A 19,954-nucleotide genomic window follows, 5' to 3' on the forward strand; every position below is an offset into this window, starting at 1 on the left:
TTCCAACATGCGGACGCCACGCTGTTGCGACAGGGGTATCGCGCACGTGGCTGAAAGTGAAGGGGGACCGGACGGGACAAGATCGATCAGATCGGTGTCCGTCGGTCCGGGAGGCGGGGGGAGCGGCGTCGTTCACCCCGCGAGTGCGCCGGAGGCGTCATTGCCCACAGCGCTTACGGCTCATGCCCGCTGGTTAAGCACTCGAAACCAGTCAGTAACGACTACTTATGCGGCCCAACGCATAAGTAGCATCGCCACTATCCTACGGCCGTTCCGAACCAACTGCCCAGGGCGTACGTCACACCGGCCGCCGCACCACCGAGGGCGAGCTGGCGCAGTCCGCTGAACCACCAGCTGCGCGCGGTCACCCGGGCCACCACGGCCCCGCAGCCGAACAGCCCGAACAGCGCGAGCAGCACGGCCGGCCAGAGCGTGGCGGCCCCCAGCAGATAGGGGAGCACCGGCAGCAGCGCGCCCAGCGCGAACGCGCCGAAGCTCGACACGGCGGCGGTCAGCGGCGAGGGCAGGTCGGAGGGATCGATGCCCAGTTCCTCGCGGGCGTGGATCTCCAGCGCCTGCTCGGGGTCGCGCGAGAGCTGATGGGCGACCTGCCGGGCCAGCCCGGCCTCGACCCCCCTGGCCTCGTACAGCGCGGCGAGCTCGGCCTCCTCGTCCTTGGGGTGCTTTCTCAACTCCCGGCGTTCGACGTCGAGTTCGGCCTCGACCAGCTCGCGCTGCGAGGCGACGGAGGTGTACTCGCCCGCGGCCATGGAGAAGGCGCCCGCGGCCAGTCCGGCGAGTCCGGTGATGACGACGGTCTGGTGACCCACCGAACCACCGGCGACACCGGTCATCAGGGCGAGGTTGGAGACCAGGCCGTCCATCGCACCGAAGACGGCGGGCCGCAGCCAGCCCCCGTTGACGTCCCGGTGGGTGTGGTTGTCGCGGTGCGCCTCGTGCAGCGCGGCTTCGGTTTCGATGATGGCCATGAGATCCCCCAGGGTGGCACGGAGAGCCCCAGTAAGCTGAGGCAATGCTAAGTCTGGACTAAGTCCACTTTTTTACAACACCAAAGATAGATCGAGTGATTCCCACCCGCCAGCAAGGAAAGGCTGGGCTAACCTGCGGCTTTACCTTCGAATGCTCATACGATCGGGACTCTGCACAGATGTCGACCGGGTGACATGAGGGCCTCCGAGGCTGAGGTCAACCGCCGATGGTGGGACACATCCGCACAGTGCTCCGCGCCCGGTGCGGAGCCCTGGAGGAGAGGCCGCGTATGGCATCGATCGCCTGCATCCCCTCGGTCCCGGCGCCGGGGGACGCCGCCGCACTGCGCGAACGGGCCCGCGGCGCCCTGCTCGGCCTCGCCGTGGGGGACGCCCTGGGAGCCCCCGCGGAGAACATGAAGCCCTCCGAGATCCGCGCCCGCTGGGGCCGCATCACGGGATACGTCGCCGAGAAGCCGGCCGGCACCGACGACACCGAGTACGCGATCTTCTCGGGCCTGCTGCTGGCCCGACACGGCTCCGCGCTCACCGCGGCCCATGTCGAGGCGGCCTGGCACCAGTGGATCGCCGACCGCGACGAGGGCCCCTTCCGCGGTGCCGGTTTCAGCGAACGCGGCACCCTGGAGAACCTCCGCCGGGGCCTGGCGGCGCCGATCTCGGCGCAGCACCGGCACGCCTGGAGCGACGGACTGGCCATGCGTGCGGCCCCCTTCGGCGTCTTCGCCGCGGGCCGCCCCGCGGAAGCCGCCCGCCTGGTGGCCATCGACGGCGCGGTGAGCCACGACGGCGAGGGCATCTACGGCGGCCAGGCGGTCGCGGCGGGTGTCGCGGCGGCGATGGCCGGAGCCCCGGCGGTCTCGGTGGTCGCCTCCGCCCTGGCCGTCGTCCCCGAGGACTCCTGGACGGCGCGTTCGCTGCGCCGGGCGGTGGCGGTGGCCCACCGGGGCGAACGGGCGGTCCGCTCCGCCGTCGTCATCGGCGGCTACCCCTGGACCGACCTCGCCCCCGAGGCCGTCGCCCTCGCCTTCGGCGCCTACGCCGCCGCCGACGGCGACTTCCGCGAAGCCGTCCTCACGGCGGTGAACATGGGCCGCGACGCGGACACGACGGCGGCGGTGGCGGGCGCCCTGGCCGGTGCGACGCAGGGGGCGGCGGCGATCCCGGCGGAGTGGGCGGCGGCGATCGGCCCGGCGCGGGGCACCTGCCTGCCGTCCATGGCGGGCCACCACGTGCTGGACGTGGCGGAGTTGCTGGTGCCGGGCGAGGGCGGCAAGTGGGGCGAGGGGATGGTCGGGGAGGACCTCGTGCCGAACCTGATGGGCCTCACCCGGTTCCCCCTGCCTGACCCCCTGCCGGCCCCGCCGCCGGACCCGGCCGCCTTCACCCTGGCGGCGAACGACGCCGCGGAGGTGGCACTGTGAGGCCACCGAGCCCCTGGCAGGAGGACACCTCCGCGGGAACCCCGCCCCCGGACCCCACCGACCCCACTGAATCCACCGACCCCACCGAGTCGGCGGCGGGGTCGGCGCGGACGCGGGCGACCTCGGCCACCGCGACACCACCCCGGACACCGACGAGGACGAACACGGGGACGGGCACGGGGACGGGGACGGGGACGGGCACGGGCACGGAGACGGGGACGGGGACGGACACGGGCTCGGCGGCGGCAGTGGTGGCGGCGAACGGATCCGCGGTCGCCGACGTCCGGACCGCTCCACAGGGACCGGCCCCACAGGAACCGGCCCCACAGGGGCCACCCGCACCCGGCAGCGGGAGCCGCGCAGGCGGTGCGGGTGGGAACGCCCGGTCCGAAGGCGCGGCCGAGGCGCCCCGCAGGGCCGGGCCCCCGAAGGGAGCCCGCGTCGAGGGCCTCCTGCTGGGCCTCGCCGCGGGCGACGCCGCCGGCTGGCCCGCCGCCCGCCACCGGGCCGCCCGTATGCCGGAGTGGACCCGGCGTCTGACCCGCGAACTCGACACCTTCGCCGAGCACAACGCGACGACCACCCTCCCCGTCCCCATCGCCCTCAACCAGCCCCCCGAGCCCTTGCGCCTCGGCCCCTCCGACGACGCCGAGTGGGCGGCCTTCGCCGCCGAGGCGGTCCTGCGGGCCGGGGACGACGCCGCCCTCGGCGACCTCAGCCGGGAACGCCGGATGCGCGCCGCCATCGACCTCACCTGGAACGCCCTCGCCTGCGAGGTCGCGGCGGCCGCCGACCGCGCGCCCGAGATCGAGTCCGCCGTCCTCCCGCTGCGTGCCCGGATCTCCGTGCGGGCCGGGCTCGGCAACCTCGCCGCGGGACTGCGGCCGCCCGCCACCGGCCACGACAACCCCCACTACTTCGACGACGCGGCCTGCGTACGCGCCTGCGTCCTGGCCGTGGCGCACCCCGGTGACCCCCGACTCGCCGCCGAACTGGCCGAGTTCGACGCCCGCTACACACAGGACGGCGACGGCGTGCACGGGGCCCGCGCGATGGCGGCGGCCGTCGCGCTGGCCCTCGTCGGCGCGGGCCCCGGCTCCTGCGTGGCGGCGGCGCTCGCCGAACTCCCCGAACACACGGAGATCGGCCGCAACGCCCGGCACGCCCTGGAGCTGACCCGCGGCGCCGACAGCGCCTTCGCCGTCATCCCCCTCCTGGAGCACCAGATCGTCGACCACGTCTACAGCTACGGCATCGCGGCGGCGGAGACGGTCCCGGTGGCCCTGGCCCTGGTGACGGCGTCCGGGGGCCGTATCGGCGAGGCGGTACCGGCGGCGGCCTGTCTGTCCCGGGTCGCGGACTCGGCCCCGGCCCTCGCGGGCGCGCTGACCGGCGCGTTGGGCGGCGGCACCGCGATCCCCGTCTCCTGGCGGGACAGCTGCCGCCTCCTGTCCGGCTGCGCGCTGCCCCGGCTCACCGGAACCGACCTGGTGGAACTCGCCGAACTCCTGGAAGCCACGCAACCGGCCCCTCCAGGAGGATGATTCGGGGCATGACGCCCAAAGCACAAGAAAGCAGCAGTGGAAGCGGCGGCGGCACCCTGGAAGACCGCATCACCGCCGCCCTGGTCGGCGCGGCCGTCGGCGACGCGCTCGGCGGCCCGGTCGAGGGCTACTCCCCCGAGCAGATCCTCCAGCGCCACGGCAGCCGGATCCACGGCGTCGTCGGCCCCTGGAACGGCGACGACTGGCGCACCGCGCGCCCCATCGCCCCGTACCACAAGGGCGACGGCCACGTCACCGACGACACCTTGATGACCCACGCGCTGATCCGGGTCTACGCGACGGTCCGCGACCACCTCGACGCCTACGCGATCGCCGACCACCTGGTCCCGGACCTGCTGACGACACCGCGCTGGATCCCGGAGCTGGAGGCCGAGGCACTCCCCCTCCAACGGATCTTCCTGGCGGAGAAATGGCTGGTGGCGAGAGTGCACTACGGCCATGTGGACCCCCGTGAGGCGGGCGTCGGCAACATCGTCAACTGCGGTGCGGCGATGTACATGGCCCCGGTGGGCCTGGTCAACGCGGCCAACCCGGCGGGCGCCTACGCCGAGGCGCTGGACATCGCAGGCGCCCACCAGTCGTCGTACGGCCGGGAGGCGGCGGGGGTCTTCGCGGCGGCGGTGGCGGCCGCGTGCGCGCCGGGCGCGACGGCGGACTCCGTCGTCACGGCCTGTCTGGCCCTGGCCCAGGACGGGACCCGCACGGCGATCGAGAAGGTCTGCGAAGCGGCGGCCCGCTACACCGACTTCGAGTCGGCGCTGGTCCCGCTGCGCGAGGCGGTGGCGCCGTACGACACCGTCGGCCCCGACTACCGCCGGCCCTCGCTGGCCGCCCGCCGCCCGTCCCGTCTGCACGCGATCGAGGAACTCCCCGTCGCCCTCGGCATGTTGCTGGTGGCCGGCGGCGACTACCGGCAGGCGGTGCTGGGCGCGGTCAACTACGGCCGCGACTGCGACTCGATCGCGACGATGGCGGGGGCGATGGCCGGCGCCCTCGGCTCGCCGGTCCCCGAGGAGTGGTCGAAGCGGGTCGCCGAGGCCAGCCGCCTCGACCTCTGGCAGCCCGCGGCGACGCTCACCGAGGTCACCCGGGAGATCTTCGACCGCGACGTCCACCACCGCCGGGCGCACGAGCGGGCGTTCGCCGCGATCGGGGGTCCCCGATGCTCCGACTGACCTGGGTCCAGCCCGAGGACCTGCTCGGCCACGAACTGTGCCAGGCGGCCCAGGACGGCCGGGAGCCGTGGGCGATCGCCGCCCGCTGGAAGGCGGCCGGCGGCTGCGAGGCCCCGCCCCGGGCCGGCGCGTCCCCCCAGCGCGCCTCACGCTACCTGCGCCTCCTCGCCGACGACCTCCTGGACGAACTGGCCGATCTGCCCAGCCGGTCGGCGGAGCACGAGCCGACCGCGCTGGAGAAGATCAGGGCCCTGTGCCCGCGGTGGCCGAGCCGTCCGGCGGACGCGCCCCCGCGCTCCCCCAGCCCCGCCGGACTGGAGGCGGCCTGGCTGGGCCGGGCCGTCGGCTGCCTGCTGGGCAAGCCGGTGGAGAAACTCCCGCTGGACGCCGTCCGCCGACTCGCCCGGTCCACCGGCAACTGGCCCCTCAGGGGCTACTTCACCGCCCGCGGGGTCCCCGGTCCGCTCCTGGAGGCCCACCCCTGGAACCGCCGCTCGGCGACCACCTCCCTCGCCGAGAACATCGACGGCATGCCCGAGGACGACGACCTCAACTACCCGCTGCTCAACCTCCTCCTGCTCCAGCGCCACGGCAGGGACTTCACCACCTCGGACGTGGCCCGGCTCTGGCTGGACGAACTCCCCGCGGGCCGCACCTTCACCGCCGAACGCCTCGCCCTGCGCAACCTCCTGTGCGGCATCGAACCACCGCTCACCGCCCGCCACCGCAACCCCTTCCGCGAATGGATCGGCGCCCTCATCCGCGCCGACGTGCACGGCTGGACCAACCCCGGTGACCCGGCCGCGGCCGCCGAACAGGCCCACCGCGACGCCACCCTCACGCACACCGCGAACGGCGTCTACGCGGCGATGTTCACGGCGGCCACCATCGCCGCCGCCGCGACCGGCACCCAGGACGTCCACGCCTGTCTGCGCACCGGCCTGAGCGTCGTCCCGCCCCGTTCCCGCCTCGCGCGGGCGGTCACCCACGCCGTCCGGCTCGCCGGCGAACACGACGACTTCGACACCGTGGTGGACGAACTCCACGCCGCCCACCAGGGGCACCACTGGGTCCACGCGGTCCCCAACACCGCGCTGATCGCCGCCGCCCTCACCCACGCGGACGGCGATTTCACCGGCTCCGTCGGCCGTGCCGTGGCCGGCGGTCTGGACAGCGACTCGGCCGGCGCGACGGCCGGCGGGATCGCCGCCCTCCTCACCGGCGACCCGGCCGCGCTCCCCGACCACTGGACGGCCCCGCTCAAGAACCGCCTGGCCACCTCGGTCGCCGACCTCAACGGCGTCGGCTTCGACACCCTGGCCCACCTCACCTGGTCCCTCATCCCCCGGGAGGCTTCCCAGCCATGACCGACATCGTCGTGCTCGGCAGCACGAACATGGATCTCGTCGCCTACGTAGAGAAACCCCCGCAGCGCGGGGAGACCGTGACGGGACGGGAGTTCCGTACGATCCCCGGCGGCAAGGGCGCCAACCAGGCGGTCGCGGCCGCGCACGCGGGCGGCACCGTGTCGATGATCGGCGCCGTCGGCAACGACGCCTTCGGCACCCGGCTGCGCTCCACCCTGGAGCACTCCGGCGTCAACACCGACCACCTGCGCACCGTCGAGAGCCCCTCGGGCACCGCCCACATCGTCGTCGACGCCGAGGGCGGCAACGCGATCGTGGTCGTCCCCGGCGCGAACGGCACCGTCGACCACCTCGTCCCCGGCGACGAGGTCCTCATCTCCTCCGCCGACGCGCTCCTGCTCCAGCTCGAGGTCCCCCTCGCCGCCGTCGTCGCGGGAGCCCGGGCGGCCCGTGCCCACGGCGTCCGGACGATCCTCACCCCGGCCCCCGCCCAGCCGCTCCCGCCCGAACTCCTGGCGGTCACCGACCTGTTGGTCCCCAACGAGCACGAGGCGGCCACTCTCACCGGCCGCACCGACCCGCGTGAGGCGGCCACCGCCCTGCTGGACAGCGTGCCGGAGGTGGTCATCACGCTCGGCCCGTCCGGCAGCCTGTACGCGACCCGGGGCGAGCGGCCGCTGACCGTGCCCGCCCCGCGCGTCACCGCCGTCGACTCGACCGGCGCGGGCGACACCTTCGTCGGCACCCTCGCCGTCGCACTCGGCGAGGGACGGCCGGTACCGGAGGCACTGGCCTGGGCCTCCGCGGCGGCCGCCCTGTCGGTCCAGCGGCCGGGCGCCTCCGCCTCGATGCCCTACCGCTCCGAGATCGAGACGCAGTACGCGTCATGACCGGGAGGACGACCCCCCTGCACGGCGTGCGCGTGCTCGACCTGGCCACCCTCTTCGCCGGGCCGCTCGCCGCCACCATGCTCGGCGACTTCGGCGCGGAGGTGATCAAGGTCGAGCACCCCACCCGGCCCGACCCCTCCCGCGGCCACGGCCCGTCGAAGGACGGCGTGGGCCTGTGGTGGAAGCTCCTCGGCCGCAACAAGCGCACCATCACCCTCGACCTCTCCAGGCCCGGCGGCCGCGCCACCCTGCTGCGCCTCGCCGCCACCGCCGACGTGATCATCGAGAACTTCCGCCCCGGCACCCTGGAGAAGTGGGACCTCGGCTGGGACGAACTGTCGGCGGCCAACCCGCGTCTGGTCCTCGCCCGGGTCACCGCCTTCGGCCAGTTCGGCCCCTACGCGCACCGCCCCGGCTTCGGCACCCTCGCCGAGGCGATGAGCGGGTTCGCGGCGATCACCGGCGAACCCGACGCGTCCCCGACCCTGCCGCCCTTCGGCCTGGCCGACTCCATCGCCGGCCTGGCCACCGCCTACGCCGTCATGACGGCCCTCGCCGCCCGCGACCGCACCGGCACGGGACAGGTCGTCGACATGGCGATCATCGAACCCATCCTCACCGTCCTCGGCCCCCAGCCGCTCTGGTACGACCAGCTGGGATACGTCCAGGCCCGCACCGGCAACCGGTCCGCCAACAACGCCCCGCGCAACACCTACCGCACCGCCGACGGGAACTGGGTCGCCGTCTCGACCTCCGCCCAGTCGATCGCGGAGCGCGTGATGCGCCTGGTCGGCCGCCCCGACCTGATCGACGAGCCCTGGTTCGCGACCGGCGCCGACCGGGCCGCCCACGCCGACCTGCTCGACGAGGCGGTCGGCGGCTGGATCGCCGCCCGCAGCCGCACCGACGTCCTGGCCGCCTTCGAGAAGGCGGAGGCGGCGATCGCCCCGATCCAGGACGTACGCGACGTGATGGCGGACCCCCAGTACCAGGCCCTCGACACGATCACCGCCGTCGACGACCCGGAGCTGGGCCGGATCCGCATGCAGAACGTCCTCTTCCGGCTCTCCTCCACCCCCGGCGCGATCCGCTGGACCGGCCGCCCGCACGGCGCCGACACGGAGGAGGTACTGACCGAACTGGGACTGACCCCGGCCGAGCTGACCTCCCTCCGCGAGGCGGGCGCCCTATGACGAACACCCCTCTGACCTGGCTCTACGTCCCCGGTGATCGCCCGCAGACCGTCACCAAGGCCCTCGCCTGCGGTGCCGACGTCGTCATCGTCGACCTCGAGGACGCGGTCGCCCCGGACCGCAAGGAGTACGCCCGCACCGCCACCGCCGAACGCCTCGGCGAGCCCCAGCCGGTCCCCGTCCATGTCCGGGTGAACGCCCTGGACAGCCCCTTCGCCGCGGCGGACCTGCGCACGATGGCCGCCCTCCCCGGGGTCGCCGCCCTGCGCCTGCCGAAGGTGACCTCCCCGCACCAGATCACCCGGGTCGCCGCGGCCATGCCGCACGCGGACCGTGGAGCCACCCCCCTCCACGCCCTCCTGGAGTCAGCCCTAGGCATCGAACACGCCCACGCCATCGCCAGCGCCCACCCCTCGCTGCGCGGTATCGCCCTCGGCGAGGCGGACCTCCGGGCCGACCTGGGCGTCCGCGACGACGCGGGCCTCGACTGGTCGCGCGCCAGGGTCGTGGTCGCCGCCCGGGCCGCGGGGCTGGCGCCGCCGCCCCAGTCGGTGCACCCCGACATCCGCGACCTGGAGGGCCTGGCCACCAGCTGCGCCCACGGCCGCACCCTCGGCTTCCTGGGCCGCGCCGCCATCCACCCGCGCCAGCTCCCGATCATCGAACGGGCCTACCTGCCCACCCAGCACGAGCTGGAGGAAGCCGAGACGATCGTGAAGGCGGCGGCCACCGAACAGGGTGCCCAGGCCCTGCCGGACGGCCGCTTCATCGACGCGGCCGTGGTGGCGATGGCGCGACGCACCCTGTCCCTGGCCGCCCGCGGGGACTGACCCCTCACCTCGCACACGGAACGACGAGGGCGCCCGGAGATCCTGGGCGCCCTCGTCGTCGTACGGAAACAGGCATCGTCAGCTCTTCTTGCCGGCCGACTCGGCCTCGGCCCCGCCCTTGACCTCGTCCTCGGTGCCGGTCCCCGCCTTGTCCGTGCCCTCGGCCCGGTCCTTGCCCTCGGCCTTCACGGCAGGGGCCTTCACCTCGGGAGCCTTCGCGGCAGCGGCCTTCTCGGACTCGCCCTTCGCGTCGGCATCGGCGGCGGCCTTCACCTCACCGTCACCCCGCACGCCGGCCTTCACACCGGCCGCCTCGATCTTGCCGCCGGTCTTGCCGTCGGTCTTGGCGTCGGTCTTGCCGTCGGTCTTGCCGTCGCTCTCGGCTTCGCCGTCCGCATCCTTCGCCTCGGCCGCGTCCTCCGCGGACCCGGCCGCGTCCTTCGCGGTGCCGTCGGCGTCGGTGTCGGCTTCCGCCCCACCGCCGGAGGCACCCGCACCCGGCTCGACCACCGCTTCGCGCCCCGGCCGCTTCTTCGCCGAGATCACGATGTAGATCACCGCGAGCAGGAACACGACCATGGCGGTCCAGTCGTTCAGCCGCAGGCCCAGGATGTGGTGGGCGTCGTCGACCCGCATGTACTCGATCCACGCACGGCCCACGCAGTACGCGGCGACGTACAGCGCGAAGGCCCGCCCGTGCCCGAGCTTGAAGCGGCGGTCGGCCCAGATGACGAGAAGGGCTACGCCGACGCACCACAGCGACTCGTACAGGAACGTCGGGTGGTAGTAGCCGGGCACCCGGCCGTCCGCCGAGGACGTGATGTGCAGCGCCCAGGGAAGGTCGGTCTCCTTGCCGTACAGCTCCTGGTTGAACCAGTTGCCCCAGCGGCCGATCGCCTGCGCGAGGGCGATGCCGGGCGCGATGGCGTCGGCGTACGCGGGCAGGGCGATGCCCCGGCGGCGACAGCCGATCCACGCGCCCACGGCGCCGAGCGCGATGGCGCCCCAGATACCGAGGCCGCCCTCCCAGACCTTGAAGGCGTCCACCCAGTCACGGCCCTCGCTGAAGTACAGCTCGTAGTCCGTGATCACGTGGTAGAGCCGGCCGCCGACCAGGCCGAAGGGCACCGCCCAGACGGCGATGTCGGCCACCGTGCCGGGCTGCCCGCCGCGGGCGACCCAGCGCCTGTTGCCGAGCCAGACCGCGACGAAGACGCCGATGATGATGCAGAACGCGTAGCCGCGCAACGGAACGGGGCCGAGATACAGCACCCCGTGCGACGGGCTGGGAATGTAGGCAAGTTCCATGGCAGGGTCGACGCTACCGTGCCGGACCGGGCCGACGACGGGCAGCCCGGCTACGGCTCCATAACGGGCGGGTGTGCGGGGGGCTCACCCCTCGTCACCCCTTGTCCGCCTCCTCCACCATCTGCTTCAGCTTGGCCGGCGTCATCGACTGGTCGGCGTAGATGTTCTTGCCGTTGAACAGCACGGTCGGAGTGCCGCCGAAGTGGCCGTCCTGGAAGGCCTGGTTGGACTTCACCACCCAGCTGTTGTGGGTGCCGTCCTCGACACAGGTACGGAACGCCGGTGTGTCGAGGCCGTCGACCTTGGCCGCGAGCTCGACGAGCTTGCTGTTCTCGGCGAAGGCGTCGTCCGTTTCCTCCGGCTGGTTCTCGAAGAGCACGTCGTGGTAGGCGGGGAACTTCCCGGCGTCCTGCGCGCACGCCGCCGCGTTGGCCGCGTTGCGGGAACCGCTGCCGCCCATGTTGCCGTCGATGAGGGTGGCCAGGTGGTACTCGACCCTGAGCTTCCCGGCGTCCGTCAGCTCGTGGATCGTCGGGCGGTACGCCGTCTCGAAGGCCTTGCAGGCCGGGCAGCGGAAGTCCTCCCACACCGTGAGCGTGGACTTCGCGCTGTCCTTGCCCACGGGGATCGCCAGCGCGTCCTCGCCCTGCGCTCCCGAGGGCGCCACGACCGGCCCCGCCTTGTCGCTGCTGTCGTCCTTGCCGGAGTTCGCCGCGACGACCCCGATCACCGCCGCCAGGCCCAGGACGCAGACGACGCTCGACGCGACGATCAGCGTCCGCCGGCGCCGCTCCGCCGCCTTCTGCTTCTCTCGCTCGTCCGCCAGCCGCTCCCTGGCGGTGCGCTTTCCCGCACGATTCTTCTCGCTCACACCCCCAGAACGAACCGGGGAGGCGCATTGCGCCTCCCCGTCCCCAGGTCCACCCGTTCGAGTGACCCGGAGCAATGTCCTGCTCTGCGGTGTACGTCCCCGGTTACGCCTGTCGGCGCACGCCCTTGGCCAGCTCGCCCGCCAGCTCACGGACCGCCTCGACACCGGCCGCGGCGTCCGGCGCGTCCAGCATCCGCTTGACGAAGGCCGAACCGACGATCACACCGTCGGCGAAACCGGCCACCTCGGCGGCCTGCTGCGCGTTGGAGACACCGAGGCCCACGCAGACGGGCAGACCGGTGCCGGTGGCCCTGGTCCGCTCGACCAGGTCCTGGGCCTGCGCGCCCACCGACTCACGGGTGCCGGTGACCCCCATCAGCGAGGCGGCGTAGACGAAGCCGCTGCCCGCCTCGGTGATCTGCGCGAGCCGTGCCTCCTTGCTGCTCGGCGCCACGACGAACACCGTCGCGAGGCCGTGCTTGTGGGCGTGCTCCCTCCACAGCGCCGACTCCTGGACCGGCAGGTCGGGCAGGATGCAGCCGGCACCGCCCGCCTCGGCCAGCTCGGCGGTGAAGCGTTCGACGCCGTAGCGGTCGATCGGGTTCCAGTACGTCATGACCAGGATCGGCTTCCCGGTGGCCTCGAAGGCCTCCCGGACCGTCCGCATGACGTCGGCGATCCGCACCCCGCCGCGCAGCGCGATGTCGTCGGCCGTCTGGATGACCGGGCCGTCGAGGACCGGGTCGCTGTGCGGCAGACCGACCTCGACGATGTCCGCGCCCCCGTCGATGACGGCCTTGACCGCCTCGATACCGCCGTCCACGGTCGGGAACCCGGCCGGGAGGTAGGCGATGAGCGCGGCGCGGCCCTCCGCCTTGGCGGCGGCGAGGGTGTCCGACAGCAGCGCGCTGTTCCCACCGGTGAATTCGGCCCCGCTCACTTGGCGTCCCCCTCGATCTCGGCGGTGTCGGCCGCGTTGGCGGCGACCTCGGCGTCGGTGTCGTACAGGCCGAAGTAACGGGCGGCCGTGTCCATGTCCTTGTCGCCGCGGCCGGACAGGTTGACGACGATCAGCCCGTCCTTGCCGAGCTCCTTGCCCACCTCCAGGGCTCCGGCCAGCGCGTGCGCGCTCTCGATGGCCGGGATGATGCCCTCGCTGCGCGACAGCAGCCGCAACGCCTGCATGGCCGCGTCGTCGGTGACCGCGCGGTACTCGCCGCGGCCGCTGTCCTTGAGGTAGGAGTGCTCGGGGCCGATGCCCGGGTAGTCCAGGCCCGCCGAGATGGAGTACGGCTCGGTGATCTGGCCCTCGTCGTCCTGGAGGACGTAGGAGCGCGAGCCGTGCAGGATGCCGGGCTCGCCCGCGGTGAGGGTCGCCGCGTGCTCGCCGGTGTCGATGCCGTGCCCGGCCGGCTCACAGCCGATCAGCCGGACGCCGGCGTCCGGGATGAAGGCGTGGAAGAGGCCGATGGCGTTGGAGCCGCCGCCGACACAGGCGATCGCCGCGTCGGGCAGGCGCCCCGCCCGCTCCAGGATCTGGCGTCGGGCCTCGACGCCGATGACGCGGTGGAAGTCGCGCACCATCGCCGGGAAGGGGTGCGGTCCGGCGACCGTGCCGAAGAGGTAGTGGGTGTGGTCGACGTTGGCGACCCAGTCGCGGAAGGCCTCGTTGATGGCGTCCTTCAGCGTGCGGCTGCCGGACTTAACGGCGACGACCTCGGCGCCCAGCATGCGCATGCGCGCCACGTTGAGGGCCTGGCGCTGGGTGTCGATCTCGCCCATGTAGATGGTGCACTCGAGACCGAAGAGGGCGCAGGCGGTGGCCGTGGCGACTCCGTGCTGGCCGGCGCCGGTCTCGGCGATCACGCGCGTCTTGCCCATGCGCCGGGTGAGCAGTGCCTGCCCGAGCACGTTGTTGATCTTGTGGGAGCCGGTGTGGTTGAGGTCCTCGCGCTTGAGGAACACCCGGGCGCCGCCGGCGTGTTCGGCGAACCGCGGCACCTCGGTGAGGGAGCTGGGGCGGCCGGTGTAGTGGACGAGCAGGTCGTCGAGCTCGCGGGCGAACTCGGGGTCGTGCTTGGCCTTGTCGTACTCGACGGCGACCTCGTCCACGGCGGCGACGAGCGCCTCCGGGATGAACTTGCCGCCGAACGCGCCGAAGTAGCCCTCGGCGCTGGGGACCTGACCCTCGGGGTCGGGAATGAAGAACTCGCTGGGCATGCGGAAACCTCACGGTGAGTGTGTGTCGGACACGGTCGCCGTGGGGGCGGGTACGGTCAGTCGGCTGCGGGACCGTGATGAACGGTCACGCCCGCGCGGCGGTCGCCGCACGTCCGAGAGAGCCCCGCGCCCCTGACGGGGCGCTGCCATCGCATGCCGTTCACCTGACCGGGTTCGTCGCCGATGACGTACCGCACGCGCCGGCCGTGCACCCGGCGTGCGGGCGCGCGGCAGCCACGGGGGCGGCAGCCGCGCGCGAGGCGTGCGTACCGGTCCATGGCCGTCGTCGTGGGTGTCATCGGCGCCGATCCTACCGGGCGGATCAGCCGCGGCCGTGCCGGAGCGCGGGGTGCTCGCCCGCCGCCACCAGGTCGGCCACCGCGGTCTTCGGGTCGCGGCCCGTCACCAGGGACTCGCCGACCAGGACCGCGTCGGCGCCCGCGTTGGCGTACGCGATGAGGTCGTGCGGGCCCCGGACGCCGGACTCGGCGACGCTGACGACATGGGCCGGGATCTCGGGGGCGACGCGCTCGAAGGTGCCGCGGTCGACCTCGAGGGTCTTCAGGTTGCGCGCGTTGACGCCGATCACCTTGGCGCCCGCGTCGACCGCGCGCTCCACCTCGTCCTCGTCGTGGACCTCGACGAGCGGGGTGAGGCCGATGGAGACGGCGCGCTCGATCAGCGATTCGAGGGCCGGCTGCTCGAGGGCGGCCACGATCAGCAGCGCGAGGTCGGCGCCGTACGCGCGGGCCTCCCACAGCTGGTACGAGGTGACGATGAAGTCCTTGCGCAGTACGGGGATGTCGACCCGCGCGCGGACCGCCTCGAGGTCGGCGAGGGAGCCGCCGAAGCGGCGCTGTTCGGTGAGGACGGAGATGACGGCCGCGCCGCCCGCCTCGTAGTCCGCGGCCAGGGCGGCCGGATCGGCGATCGCGGCCAGCGCGCCCTTGGACGGGCTGGAGCGCTTGACCTCGCAGATCACCTTGACGCCGTCGCCCCGGAGCGCGGCCACCCCGTCCTTGGCGGCGGGGGCCTTCGCCGCGCGCTCCTTGAGCTCGTCGAGGCTGACGCGCGCCTGCCGCTCCGCGAGGTCGGCACGGACTCCGTCGATGATCTCGTCGAGCACACTCACGCGAGCGGCCCCCTTCCAGACGGTGGAGAGACGGTTGACAGTTCCAGGGACCAGTAGAAAAGAGGTGGTCACTGCGATGGTATCCGGAGGAAGGCGAAGGCCTCACATCCGGTTGACGCCTTGTCCCACTACCTGGACGTTCGCCGGTTGATCAAGGATGGAGCCAGCCACCGAACGGCAGGTTCCGGACAACCGTGAAGACCAGCACGAACGCGCCGGCCGTCCACATCTGGGCCGAGGTGGGATCCACCCGCGCGGGGCGTCCGCGCGCCGCGCGGACCACCCAGACGGTCCACAGCACCGCGAAGCCCAGGTAGCCGACGACCGCGAGCGCGTTGTCGTGCAGGGCGGCGGTGAGATCCCCGTGCACGAAGGCGTGCGCGCTGCGCAGTCCGCCGCAGCCCGGGCAGTACAGGCCCGTGAGGCGCAGCAGCGGGCAGACCGGGTAGTGGCCGGGTTCGTTGGGGTCGACGGTCCCGACGTAGGCGAAGGCCGCGGCGACGGCCGCGAGGATCCCGGCGGGCACCGCCAGTCGTCCGAGCACGGTTCCCGGTGGTGTCCGGGGCGTGCCGTTCGTCACCCGCTGGCTGTCGGCGTTCACGCCTCGCATTGTGCCCCGCCGGGGCGCCACGCGCGCGTGAGGGGCGGCCGGTGTGCACCGGCCGCCCCTCACGAGGTCGTGCGACGTCCTGCCGAAGTCGTACCGGGCCTGCTCAGGCCTCGGCGACCGCGGGCTCGCGGGTGGCCGTGACCTGGTGCACCGGGTGGGCTTCCTTCGGCATGCCGAGGCCCATCGCGCGCATGATGGCGCCGACGACACCCCCGAGGGCCACGATCACCATGCCGGCCCAGAAGCCGAGCGGCTCGGCCATCACCATGAACGCGCCCGCGACGGTGAACCCGATGAAGGCGATGGTGACACCGGTCCAGGCGGCCGGGGTGTGTCCGTGGCTGCTGCCCGCCATGACTTGCTCCTCATTGCTGTCTCTGTGTCCGTCCGAGCCGGACGCTCGTCGTCCATTGTCCCGTACCCGCGCGCGTCGCGGACGCGGGGGTGGCCTCGGATCGCGTCTGATTCACCACATCGGGATCCGTGCCGCCGGACCCAGATCGGGCGCGGACCCGGACCGGGCCGGGCTCCGGGCGGTGGTGGTCAGGCGGGATCCGCGCCCGTGGGGTCCTCGCCCCGGTCCAGGGCCTTCCACATGTCCTCGGGCCGGTCCGGGTCGAGCGGCTTGGCCGCGCGCCGGGGGCGCGGGGTGCCGTCGCGTTCGTAGCGGCCGGACATCGCGGGCCACAGGCGGCCGTAGCGCAGCGCGAGCAGGCCGGCCAGCAGGATCAGGGCGCCGCCGGCGGCCGCGGCGTAGGGCCAGGCGGTGTGGCTGAAGGAGGCGACGGTGGCCGAGGTGTCGCCGGAGGCCCGGGCGGCCTGCTCGTCGAGCGCGGAGCCGTCGGAGGCGCCGACCAGGGCGGCGGCCAGGATGCCCGCGCCGGAGAGGGCGAGCAGCGCGGAGACGGCGAAGCGGCCGGCCCGGCGGACGGCGAAGACGGCGACGAGCGCGGCCAGGGCCGCTATGGCGAGCGCCGCGGGCACGCCCGTGACGTCGCTGCCCTTGGCGGTCAGCGGGAAGGCGCCGCCAGCCACCGTGGCCGTGCCCTCCGACCAGCGCTGCCGGGTGGACAGCAGCGTCAGGGCCGAGCCCAGCGCGCCGAACAGGAGGGCGAGCGCGAGGCTTCGGCGGCCGGACGCGGCGGGGGCGGCGGCTTCGGAGCGGGGGTGCGGAACAGCAGTCACGTACTCCACTATCGCCTGAACCCCGGGCGAACCGTCACCCGGGGTTCACGTGAGACACGTCCTATCTTCGGCGTGCGCCCCCGCCGGCTGTCCGGAAGCGCCCTAATCGGCCAGCCGGTTGGCGGTGTGGACGGCGCGCAGGACCGCCGCCGCCTTGTTGCGGCACTCCTGGTCCTCGGCGACCGGGTCGGAGTCGGCGACGATGCCCGCACCGGCCTGGACGTAGGCGGTGCCGTCGCGCAGGAGGGCCGTACGGATGGCGATGGCGGTGTCGGAGTCGCCCGCGAAGTCGAGGTAGCCCACACAGCCGCCGTAGAGGCCGCGCCGGGAGGGCTCCAGTTCGTCGATGATCTGCATGGCGCGCGGCTTGGGGGCGCCGGAGAGGGTGCCGGCGGGGAAGCAGGCGGTGAGGACGTCGAAGGCGGTGCGGCCCGCCGCGACCTTCCCGGTGACGGTCGAGACGATGTGCATCACGTGCGAGTACCGCTCGACGGACATGAAGTCGACGACCTCGACCGAGCCGGGTTCGCAGACCCGGCCCAGGTCGTTGCGGCCGAGGTCGACGAGCATGAGGTGCTCGGCGCGCTCCTTGGGGTCGGCGAGCAGTTCGTCGGCGAGGGCCTGGTCCTCCTGCGGGGTGGCCCCGCGGTGCCGGGTGCCGGCGATGGGGTGGACCATGGCGTGCCCGTCCTCGACCTTGACGAGGGCTTCCGGGGAGGAGCCCACGACGTCGAATCCGTCGAAGCGGAACAGGTACATGTACGGGGACGGATTGGTCGCCCGCAGTACCCGGTAGACGTCCAGCGCGCTCGCCGTGCAGGCCGTCTCGAAGCGCTGGGAGGGGACGACCTGGAAGGCCTCGCCGGCGCGGATGCGCTCCTTGATGTCCTCGACGGCCCCCTGGAAGTCCGGGCCGCCCCACAGGGCGCTGTACTCGGGGAGTTCGGAGGGCGGCAGGACGGCCGGGGGCTGGGCCACCGGGCGGGAGAGGTCGGCCTCCATGGCGTCCAGCCGGGCCACCGCGTCGTGGTAGGCCTCGTCGACGCCCGTGTCGAGGTCGTTGTGGTTGATCGCGTTGGCGATCAGCAGGACCGAGCCCTCCCAGTGGTCCATGACGGCGAGATCGCTGGTGAGGAGCATGGTCAGCTCGGGCAGCCGCAGGTCGTCGCGGTCGCCGGGGCCGATCTTCTCCAGGCGGCGCACGATGTCGTAGCCGAGGTAGCCGACCATGCCGCCGGTGAAGGGCGGCAGGCCCTCCTCGTGCGGGGTGTGCAGGGTCTCGATGGTGGCGCGCAGGGCGGCGAGCGGGTCACCGTCCACCGGGACGCCCACGGGCGGGGTGCCGAGCCAGTGGGCCTGGCCGTCGCGCGCGGTGAGCGTGGCGGCGCTGCGGACCCCCACGAAGGAGTACCGGGACCACGAACGGCCGTTCTCCGCCGACTCCAGCAGGAAGGTGCCGGTGCGTTCGGCGGCGAGTTTGCGGTACAGCGCGACCGGGGTGTCGCCGTCGGCGAGGAGCTTGCGGGTGACGGGAACGACGCGGCGGTCGGTGGCCAGCTTGCGGAACGTCTCGAGGTCCATGGCGGCTGACCTTACTGATCCGTGGCGGGTACGCCGGAATCGGCGTCCCCGGGCGCCGCGACGGTCAGTACGTCGGCGTCGAAGCAGGTGCGCGCGCCGGTGTGGCAGGCGGCGCCCACCTGGTCGACCTTGACGAGCAGGGTGTCGGCGTCGCAGTCGAGGGCCACGGACCTGACCCACTGGAAGTGGCCGGAGGTGTCGCCCTTGACCCAGTACTCCCGGCGGCTGCGCGACCAGTAGGTGCAGCGGCCGGTGGTGAGCGTGCGGTGCAGCGCCTCGTCGTCCATCCAGCCGAGCATGAGCACCTCACCGGTGTCGTACTGCTGGGCGATGGCGGGGACGAGCCCGTCGGCGCTGCGCTTGAGGCGCGCGGCGATCCCGGGGTCGAGGTTGCTGGGCTGGGGCGTGCTGGTCATGTCTGCCATTGTGCCGCGCACCACGGACAGTGACGGCCCGTGTCCACTGGATGGGAAGGAGCGGCGCGGGGCGCCCCGACGCGGGGGCGGGCGACGGGTGGGCGGACCTTGCGCTCCGTCGTAGGCTGACGGCATGTCGACTTTCGCCAAGCGTGAACGACTTCTCCTCGCCGACCTCTTGGAAACGGCCGGTCCCGAGGCGCCGACCCTGTGCGAGGGATGGCAGACCCGGGACCTCGCGGCGCACGTGGTGGTGCGCGAACGCCGCCCCGACGCCGCCGGGGGCATCCTGATCAAGCAGCTCGCGTCCCGCCTGGACAAGGTGATGGAGGAGTTCGCGGCCAAGCCGTACGAGGAACTGCTCCAGCTGATCCGCACGGGTCCGCCGCGCTTCTCGCCCTTCCAGCTCAAGCAGCTCGACGAGGCGTCCAACACGATCGAGTTCTACGTCCACACCGAGGACGTCCGCCGTGCCCGGCCCGACTGGACGCCGCGCGCGCTGGACCCGGTCTTCCAGGACGCCCTGTGGTCCCGTCTGGAGCGCACCGCACGGCTGATGGGCCGCGGCACCCCGACCGGTCTGGTGCTGCGGCGCCCCGACGGCCGCACGGTGGTCGCCAACCGGGGGACGCCGGTCGTGACGGCCACCGGGGAGCCGTCGGAGCTGCTGCTGTTCCTGTACGGCCGACAGAGCGCCGCCGAGGTGGAGCTGGAGGGCGAGAAGGAAGCGATCACCAGGCTGCACGGCGGCAAGCAGCTCGGGATCTGAGAGGACCGCACATGATCAAGGTCGCCATGACGAGCGTGTACGTCGACGACGTCACCAAGGCCCACGCGTTCTACACCGACGTCCTGGGGTTCGAGACGCGTACGCGCATGGATCTCGGCGAGGGCACGCTGTTCGTCACGGTGGGCGCGGCGGAGGGGGCCCAGCGGGATCTCCAGCTGCTGCTGGAGCCCGGCCAGGGCCCCATCGCGGAGCCGTACCGGGCGGCCCTGCGGGAGGCGGGGCTGCCGTGCATCGTCTTCTCGGTCGACGACCTCGACGCGGAGTACGTGCGGCTGCGGAGGCTGGGTGTGCGGTTCACCCATCCCCCGCAGGACCAGGGGCCGGTCGTCGCGGCCGTCCTGGACGACACGGTGGGCAACTTCGTGCAGCTGACCCAGCCGAAGGGCTGAG

The 19,954-nt window shown here is 73.3% G+C and carries 20 protein-coding genes and 1 pseudogene; 9 read left to right on the plus strand and 12 right to left on the minus strand.

The features are described from left to right. Positions 1–257 precede the first annotated feature (257 nt). A complete protein-coding gene (locus AOQ37_RS25710; RefSeq protein ID WP_062647321.1) occupies positions 258–989 on the minus strand; it encodes a VIT1/CCC1 transporter family protein in 732 nt (243 codons plus the stop codon). 290 nt (positions 990–1,279) lie between these two features. Between AOQ37_RS25710 and AOQ37_RS25715 the strand changes: the two genes are divergently transcribed. The 7 genes from AOQ37_RS25715 to AOQ37_RS25745 are packed head-to-tail and all read left to right on the plus strand — an operon-like array spanning position 1,280 to position 9,451. Further along, positions 1,280–2,431, plus strand: coding sequence for an ADP-ribosylglycohydrolase family protein (locus AOQ37_RS25715; protein ID WP_062647324.1), 1,152 nt, complete (start codon positions 1,280–1,282; stop codon positions 2,429–2,431). Continuing rightward, the gene (locus tag AOQ37_RS25720) at positions 2,428–3,975 is read left to right on the plus strand and encodes an ADP-ribosylglycohydrolase family protein (RefSeq protein WP_234437004.1); all 1,548 of its coding nucleotides are present in this window, start codon (positions 2,428–2,430) and stop codon (positions 3,973–3,975) included. The genes AOQ37_RS25715 and AOQ37_RS25720 overlap by 4 nt, the downstream gene beginning before the upstream one ends. Before the next feature lie 8 nt (positions 3,976–3,983). Beyond that, a complete protein-coding gene (locus tag AOQ37_RS25725; protein ID WP_062647326.1) occupies positions 3,984–5,171 on the plus strand; it encodes an ADP-ribosylglycohydrolase family protein in 1,188 nt (395 codons plus the stop codon). After that, the gene (locus AOQ37_RS25730) at positions 5,159–6,538 is read left to right on the plus strand and encodes an ADP-ribosylglycohydrolase family protein (protein WP_062647328.1); all 1,380 of its coding nucleotides are present in this window, start codon (positions 5,159–5,161) and stop codon (positions 6,536–6,538) included. Before AOQ37_RS25725 ends, AOQ37_RS25730 begins: the two co-directional genes overlap by 13 nt. Next, positions 6,535–7,428 (plus strand): ribokinase, encoded by an 894-nt coding sequence (rbsK, locus tag AOQ37_RS25735; protein WP_062647330.1) that lies wholly within the window; start codon positions 6,535–6,537, stop codon positions 7,426–7,428. Before AOQ37_RS25730 ends, rbsK begins: the two co-directional genes overlap by 4 nt. Continuing rightward, positions 7,425–8,621 (plus strand): CaiB/BaiF CoA transferase family protein, encoded by a 1,197-nt coding sequence (locus tag AOQ37_RS25740; protein ID WP_062647332.1) that lies wholly within the window; start codon positions 7,425–7,427, stop codon positions 8,619–8,621. The genes rbsK and AOQ37_RS25740 overlap by 4 nt, the downstream gene beginning before the upstream one ends. Beyond that, complete coding sequence (locus AOQ37_RS25745; RefSeq protein WP_062647334.1) at positions 8,618–9,451, plus strand: HpcH/HpaI aldolase/citrate lyase family protein; 834 nt, start codon at positions 8,618–8,620, stop codon at positions 9,449–9,451. Before AOQ37_RS25740 ends, AOQ37_RS25745 begins: the two co-directional genes overlap by 4 nt. Before the next feature lie 291 nt (positions 9,452–9,742). Here the strand turns inward: AOQ37_RS25745 and lgt are convergent. The 11 genes and pseudogenes from lgt to hisI all read right to left on the minus strand — a co-directional run. Next, positions 9,743–10,759, minus strand: a pseudogene (gene lgt / locus AOQ37_RS25750) (prolipoprotein diacylglyceryl transferase); the annotation flags it as partial. A gap of 94 nt (positions 10,760–10,853) precedes the next feature. Further along, on the minus strand, positions 10,854–11,630 hold the full coding sequence (locus AOQ37_RS25755; protein WP_062647338.1) for a thioredoxin domain-containing protein: 777 nt from the start codon (positions 11,628–11,630) through the stop codon (positions 10,854–10,856). 103 nt (positions 11,631–11,733) lie between these two features. After that, positions 11,734–12,570, minus strand: coding sequence for a tryptophan synthase subunit alpha (trpA, locus tag AOQ37_RS25760; protein ID WP_062647340.1), 837 nt, complete (start codon positions 12,568–12,570; stop codon positions 11,734–11,736). Continuing rightward, positions 12,567–13,850: a tryptophan synthase subunit beta gene (trpB, locus tag AOQ37_RS25765; protein WP_062647342.1), complete on the minus strand. Its 1,284-nt coding sequence runs from the start codon at positions 13,848–13,850 to the stop codon at positions 12,567–12,569. Before trpB ends, trpA begins: the two co-directional genes overlap by 4 nt. Positions 13,851–13,906: 56 nt before the next feature. After that, entirely contained in the window at positions 13,907–14,149 is a 243-nt protein-coding gene (gene trpM, locus AOQ37_RS42015; protein ID WP_078890359.1) for a tryptophan biosynthesis modulator TrpM, read from the minus strand. Between the two features lie 23 nt (positions 14,150–14,172). Beyond that, the gene (gene trpC / locus AOQ37_RS25770) at positions 14,173–14,982 is read right to left on the minus strand and encodes an indole-3-glycerol phosphate synthase TrpC (RefSeq protein ID WP_062647343.1); all 810 of its coding nucleotides are present in this window, start codon (positions 14,980–14,982) and stop codon (positions 14,173–14,175) included. Positions 14,983–15,133: 151 nt separating this feature from the next. Continuing rightward, positions 15,134–15,592: a DUF2752 domain-containing protein gene (locus AOQ37_RS25775; protein ID WP_062647344.1), complete on the minus strand. Its 459-nt coding sequence runs from the start codon at positions 15,590–15,592 to the stop codon at positions 15,134–15,136. Positions 15,593–15,695: 103 nt separating this feature from the next. Next, positions 15,696–15,947, minus strand: coding sequence for an HGxxPAAW family protein (locus AOQ37_RS25780; RefSeq protein WP_062647346.1), 252 nt, complete (start codon positions 15,945–15,947; stop codon positions 15,696–15,698). Positions 15,948–16,135: 188 nt separating this feature from the next. Further along, the gene (locus AOQ37_RS25785; RefSeq protein ID WP_062647348.1) at positions 16,136–16,786 is read right to left on the minus strand and encodes a TIGR02234 family membrane protein; all 651 of its coding nucleotides are present in this window, start codon (positions 16,784–16,786) and stop codon (positions 16,136–16,138) included. Between the two features lie 93 nt (positions 16,787–16,879). Further along, a complete protein-coding gene (locus AOQ37_RS25790; RefSeq protein ID WP_062647350.1) occupies positions 16,880–18,358 on the minus strand; it encodes an anthranilate synthase component I in 1,479 nt (492 codons plus the stop codon). A gap of 11 nt (positions 18,359–18,369) precedes the next feature. Further along, entirely contained in the window at positions 18,370–18,774 is a 405-nt protein-coding gene (gene hisI, locus AOQ37_RS25795; RefSeq protein WP_107085308.1) for a phosphoribosyl-AMP cyclohydrolase, read from the minus strand. 133 nt (positions 18,775–18,907) lie between these two features. Between hisI and AOQ37_RS25800 the strand changes: the two genes are divergently transcribed. Beyond that, positions 18,908–19,543: a TIGR03085 family metal-binding protein gene (locus AOQ37_RS25800; RefSeq protein ID WP_062647354.1), complete on the plus strand. Its 636-nt coding sequence runs from the start codon at positions 18,908–18,910 to the stop codon at positions 19,541–19,543. A gap of 11 nt (positions 19,544–19,554) precedes the next feature. Then, entirely contained in the window at positions 19,555–19,953 is a 399-nt protein-coding gene (locus tag AOQ37_RS25805; RefSeq protein ID WP_062647357.1) for a glyoxalase/bleomycin resistance/extradiol dioxygenase family protein, read from the plus strand. The last annotated feature ends 1 nt before the right edge of the window (position 19,954 follow it).

Origin of the sequence: Streptomyces maremycinicus (genome assembly GCF_001184025.1) — a bacterium.
Taxonomy (GTDB): domain Bacteria; phylum Actinomycetota; class Actinomycetes; order Streptomycetales; family Streptomycetaceae; genus Streptomyces; species Streptomyces maremycinicus.

Bases quoted from the DNA above. Each gene is read 5' to 3' on its own strand.
- AOQ37_RS25710 (WP_062647321.1), bottom strand. From the start codon at position 989: ATGGCCATCATCGAAACCGAAGCCGCGCTGCACGAGGCGCACCGCGAC.
- AOQ37_RS25715 (WP_062647324.1), top strand. From the start codon at position 1,280: ATGGCATCGATCGCCTGCATCCCCTCGGTCCCGGCGCCGGGGGACGCC.
- AOQ37_RS25725 (WP_062647326.1), top strand. From the start codon at position 3,984: ATGACGCCCAAAGCACAAGAAAGCAGCAGTGGAAGCGGCGGCGGCACC.
- AOQ37_RS25730 (WP_062647328.1), top strand. From the start codon at position 5,159: ATGCTCCGACTGACCTGGGTCCAGCCCGAGGACCTGCTCGGCCACGAA.
- rbsK (WP_062647330.1), top strand. From the start codon at position 6,535: ATGACCGACATCGTCGTGCTCGGCAGCACGAACATGGATCTCGTCGCC.
- AOQ37_RS25740 (WP_062647332.1), top strand. From the start codon at position 7,425: ATGACCGGGAGGACGACCCCCCTGCACGGCGTGCGCGTGCTCGACCTG.
- AOQ37_RS25745 (WP_062647334.1), top strand. From the start codon at position 8,618: ATGACGAACACCCCTCTGACCTGGCTCTACGTCCCCGGTGATCGCCCG.
- trpB (WP_062647342.1), bottom strand. From the start codon at position 13,850: ATGCCCAGCGAGTTCTTCATTCCCGACCCCGAGGGTCAGGTCCCCAGC.
- trpM (WP_078890359.1), bottom strand. From the start codon at position 14,149: ATGACACCCACGACGACGGCCATGGACCGGTACGCACGCCTCGCGCGC.
- AOQ37_RS25775 (WP_062647344.1), bottom strand. From the start codon at position 15,592: ATGCGAGGCGTGAACGCCGACAGCCAGCGGGTGACGAACGGCACGCCC.
- AOQ37_RS25780 (WP_062647346.1), bottom strand. From the start codon at position 15,947: ATGGCGGGCAGCAGCCACGGACACACCCCGGCCGCCTGGACCGGTGTC.
- AOQ37_RS25790 (WP_062647350.1), bottom strand. From the start codon at position 18,358: ATGGACCTCGAGACGTTCCGCAAGCTGGCCACCGACCGCCGCGTCGTT.
- hisI (WP_107085308.1), bottom strand. From the start codon at position 18,774: ATGACCAGCACGCCCCAGCCCAGCAACCTCGACCCCGGGATCGCCGCG.
- AOQ37_RS25800 (WP_062647354.1), top strand. From the start codon at position 18,908: ATGTCGACTTTCGCCAAGCGTGAACGACTTCTCCTCGCCGACCTCTTG.
- AOQ37_RS25805 (WP_062647357.1), top strand. From the start codon at position 19,555: ATGATCAAGGTCGCCATGACGAGCGTGTACGTCGACGACGTCACCAAG.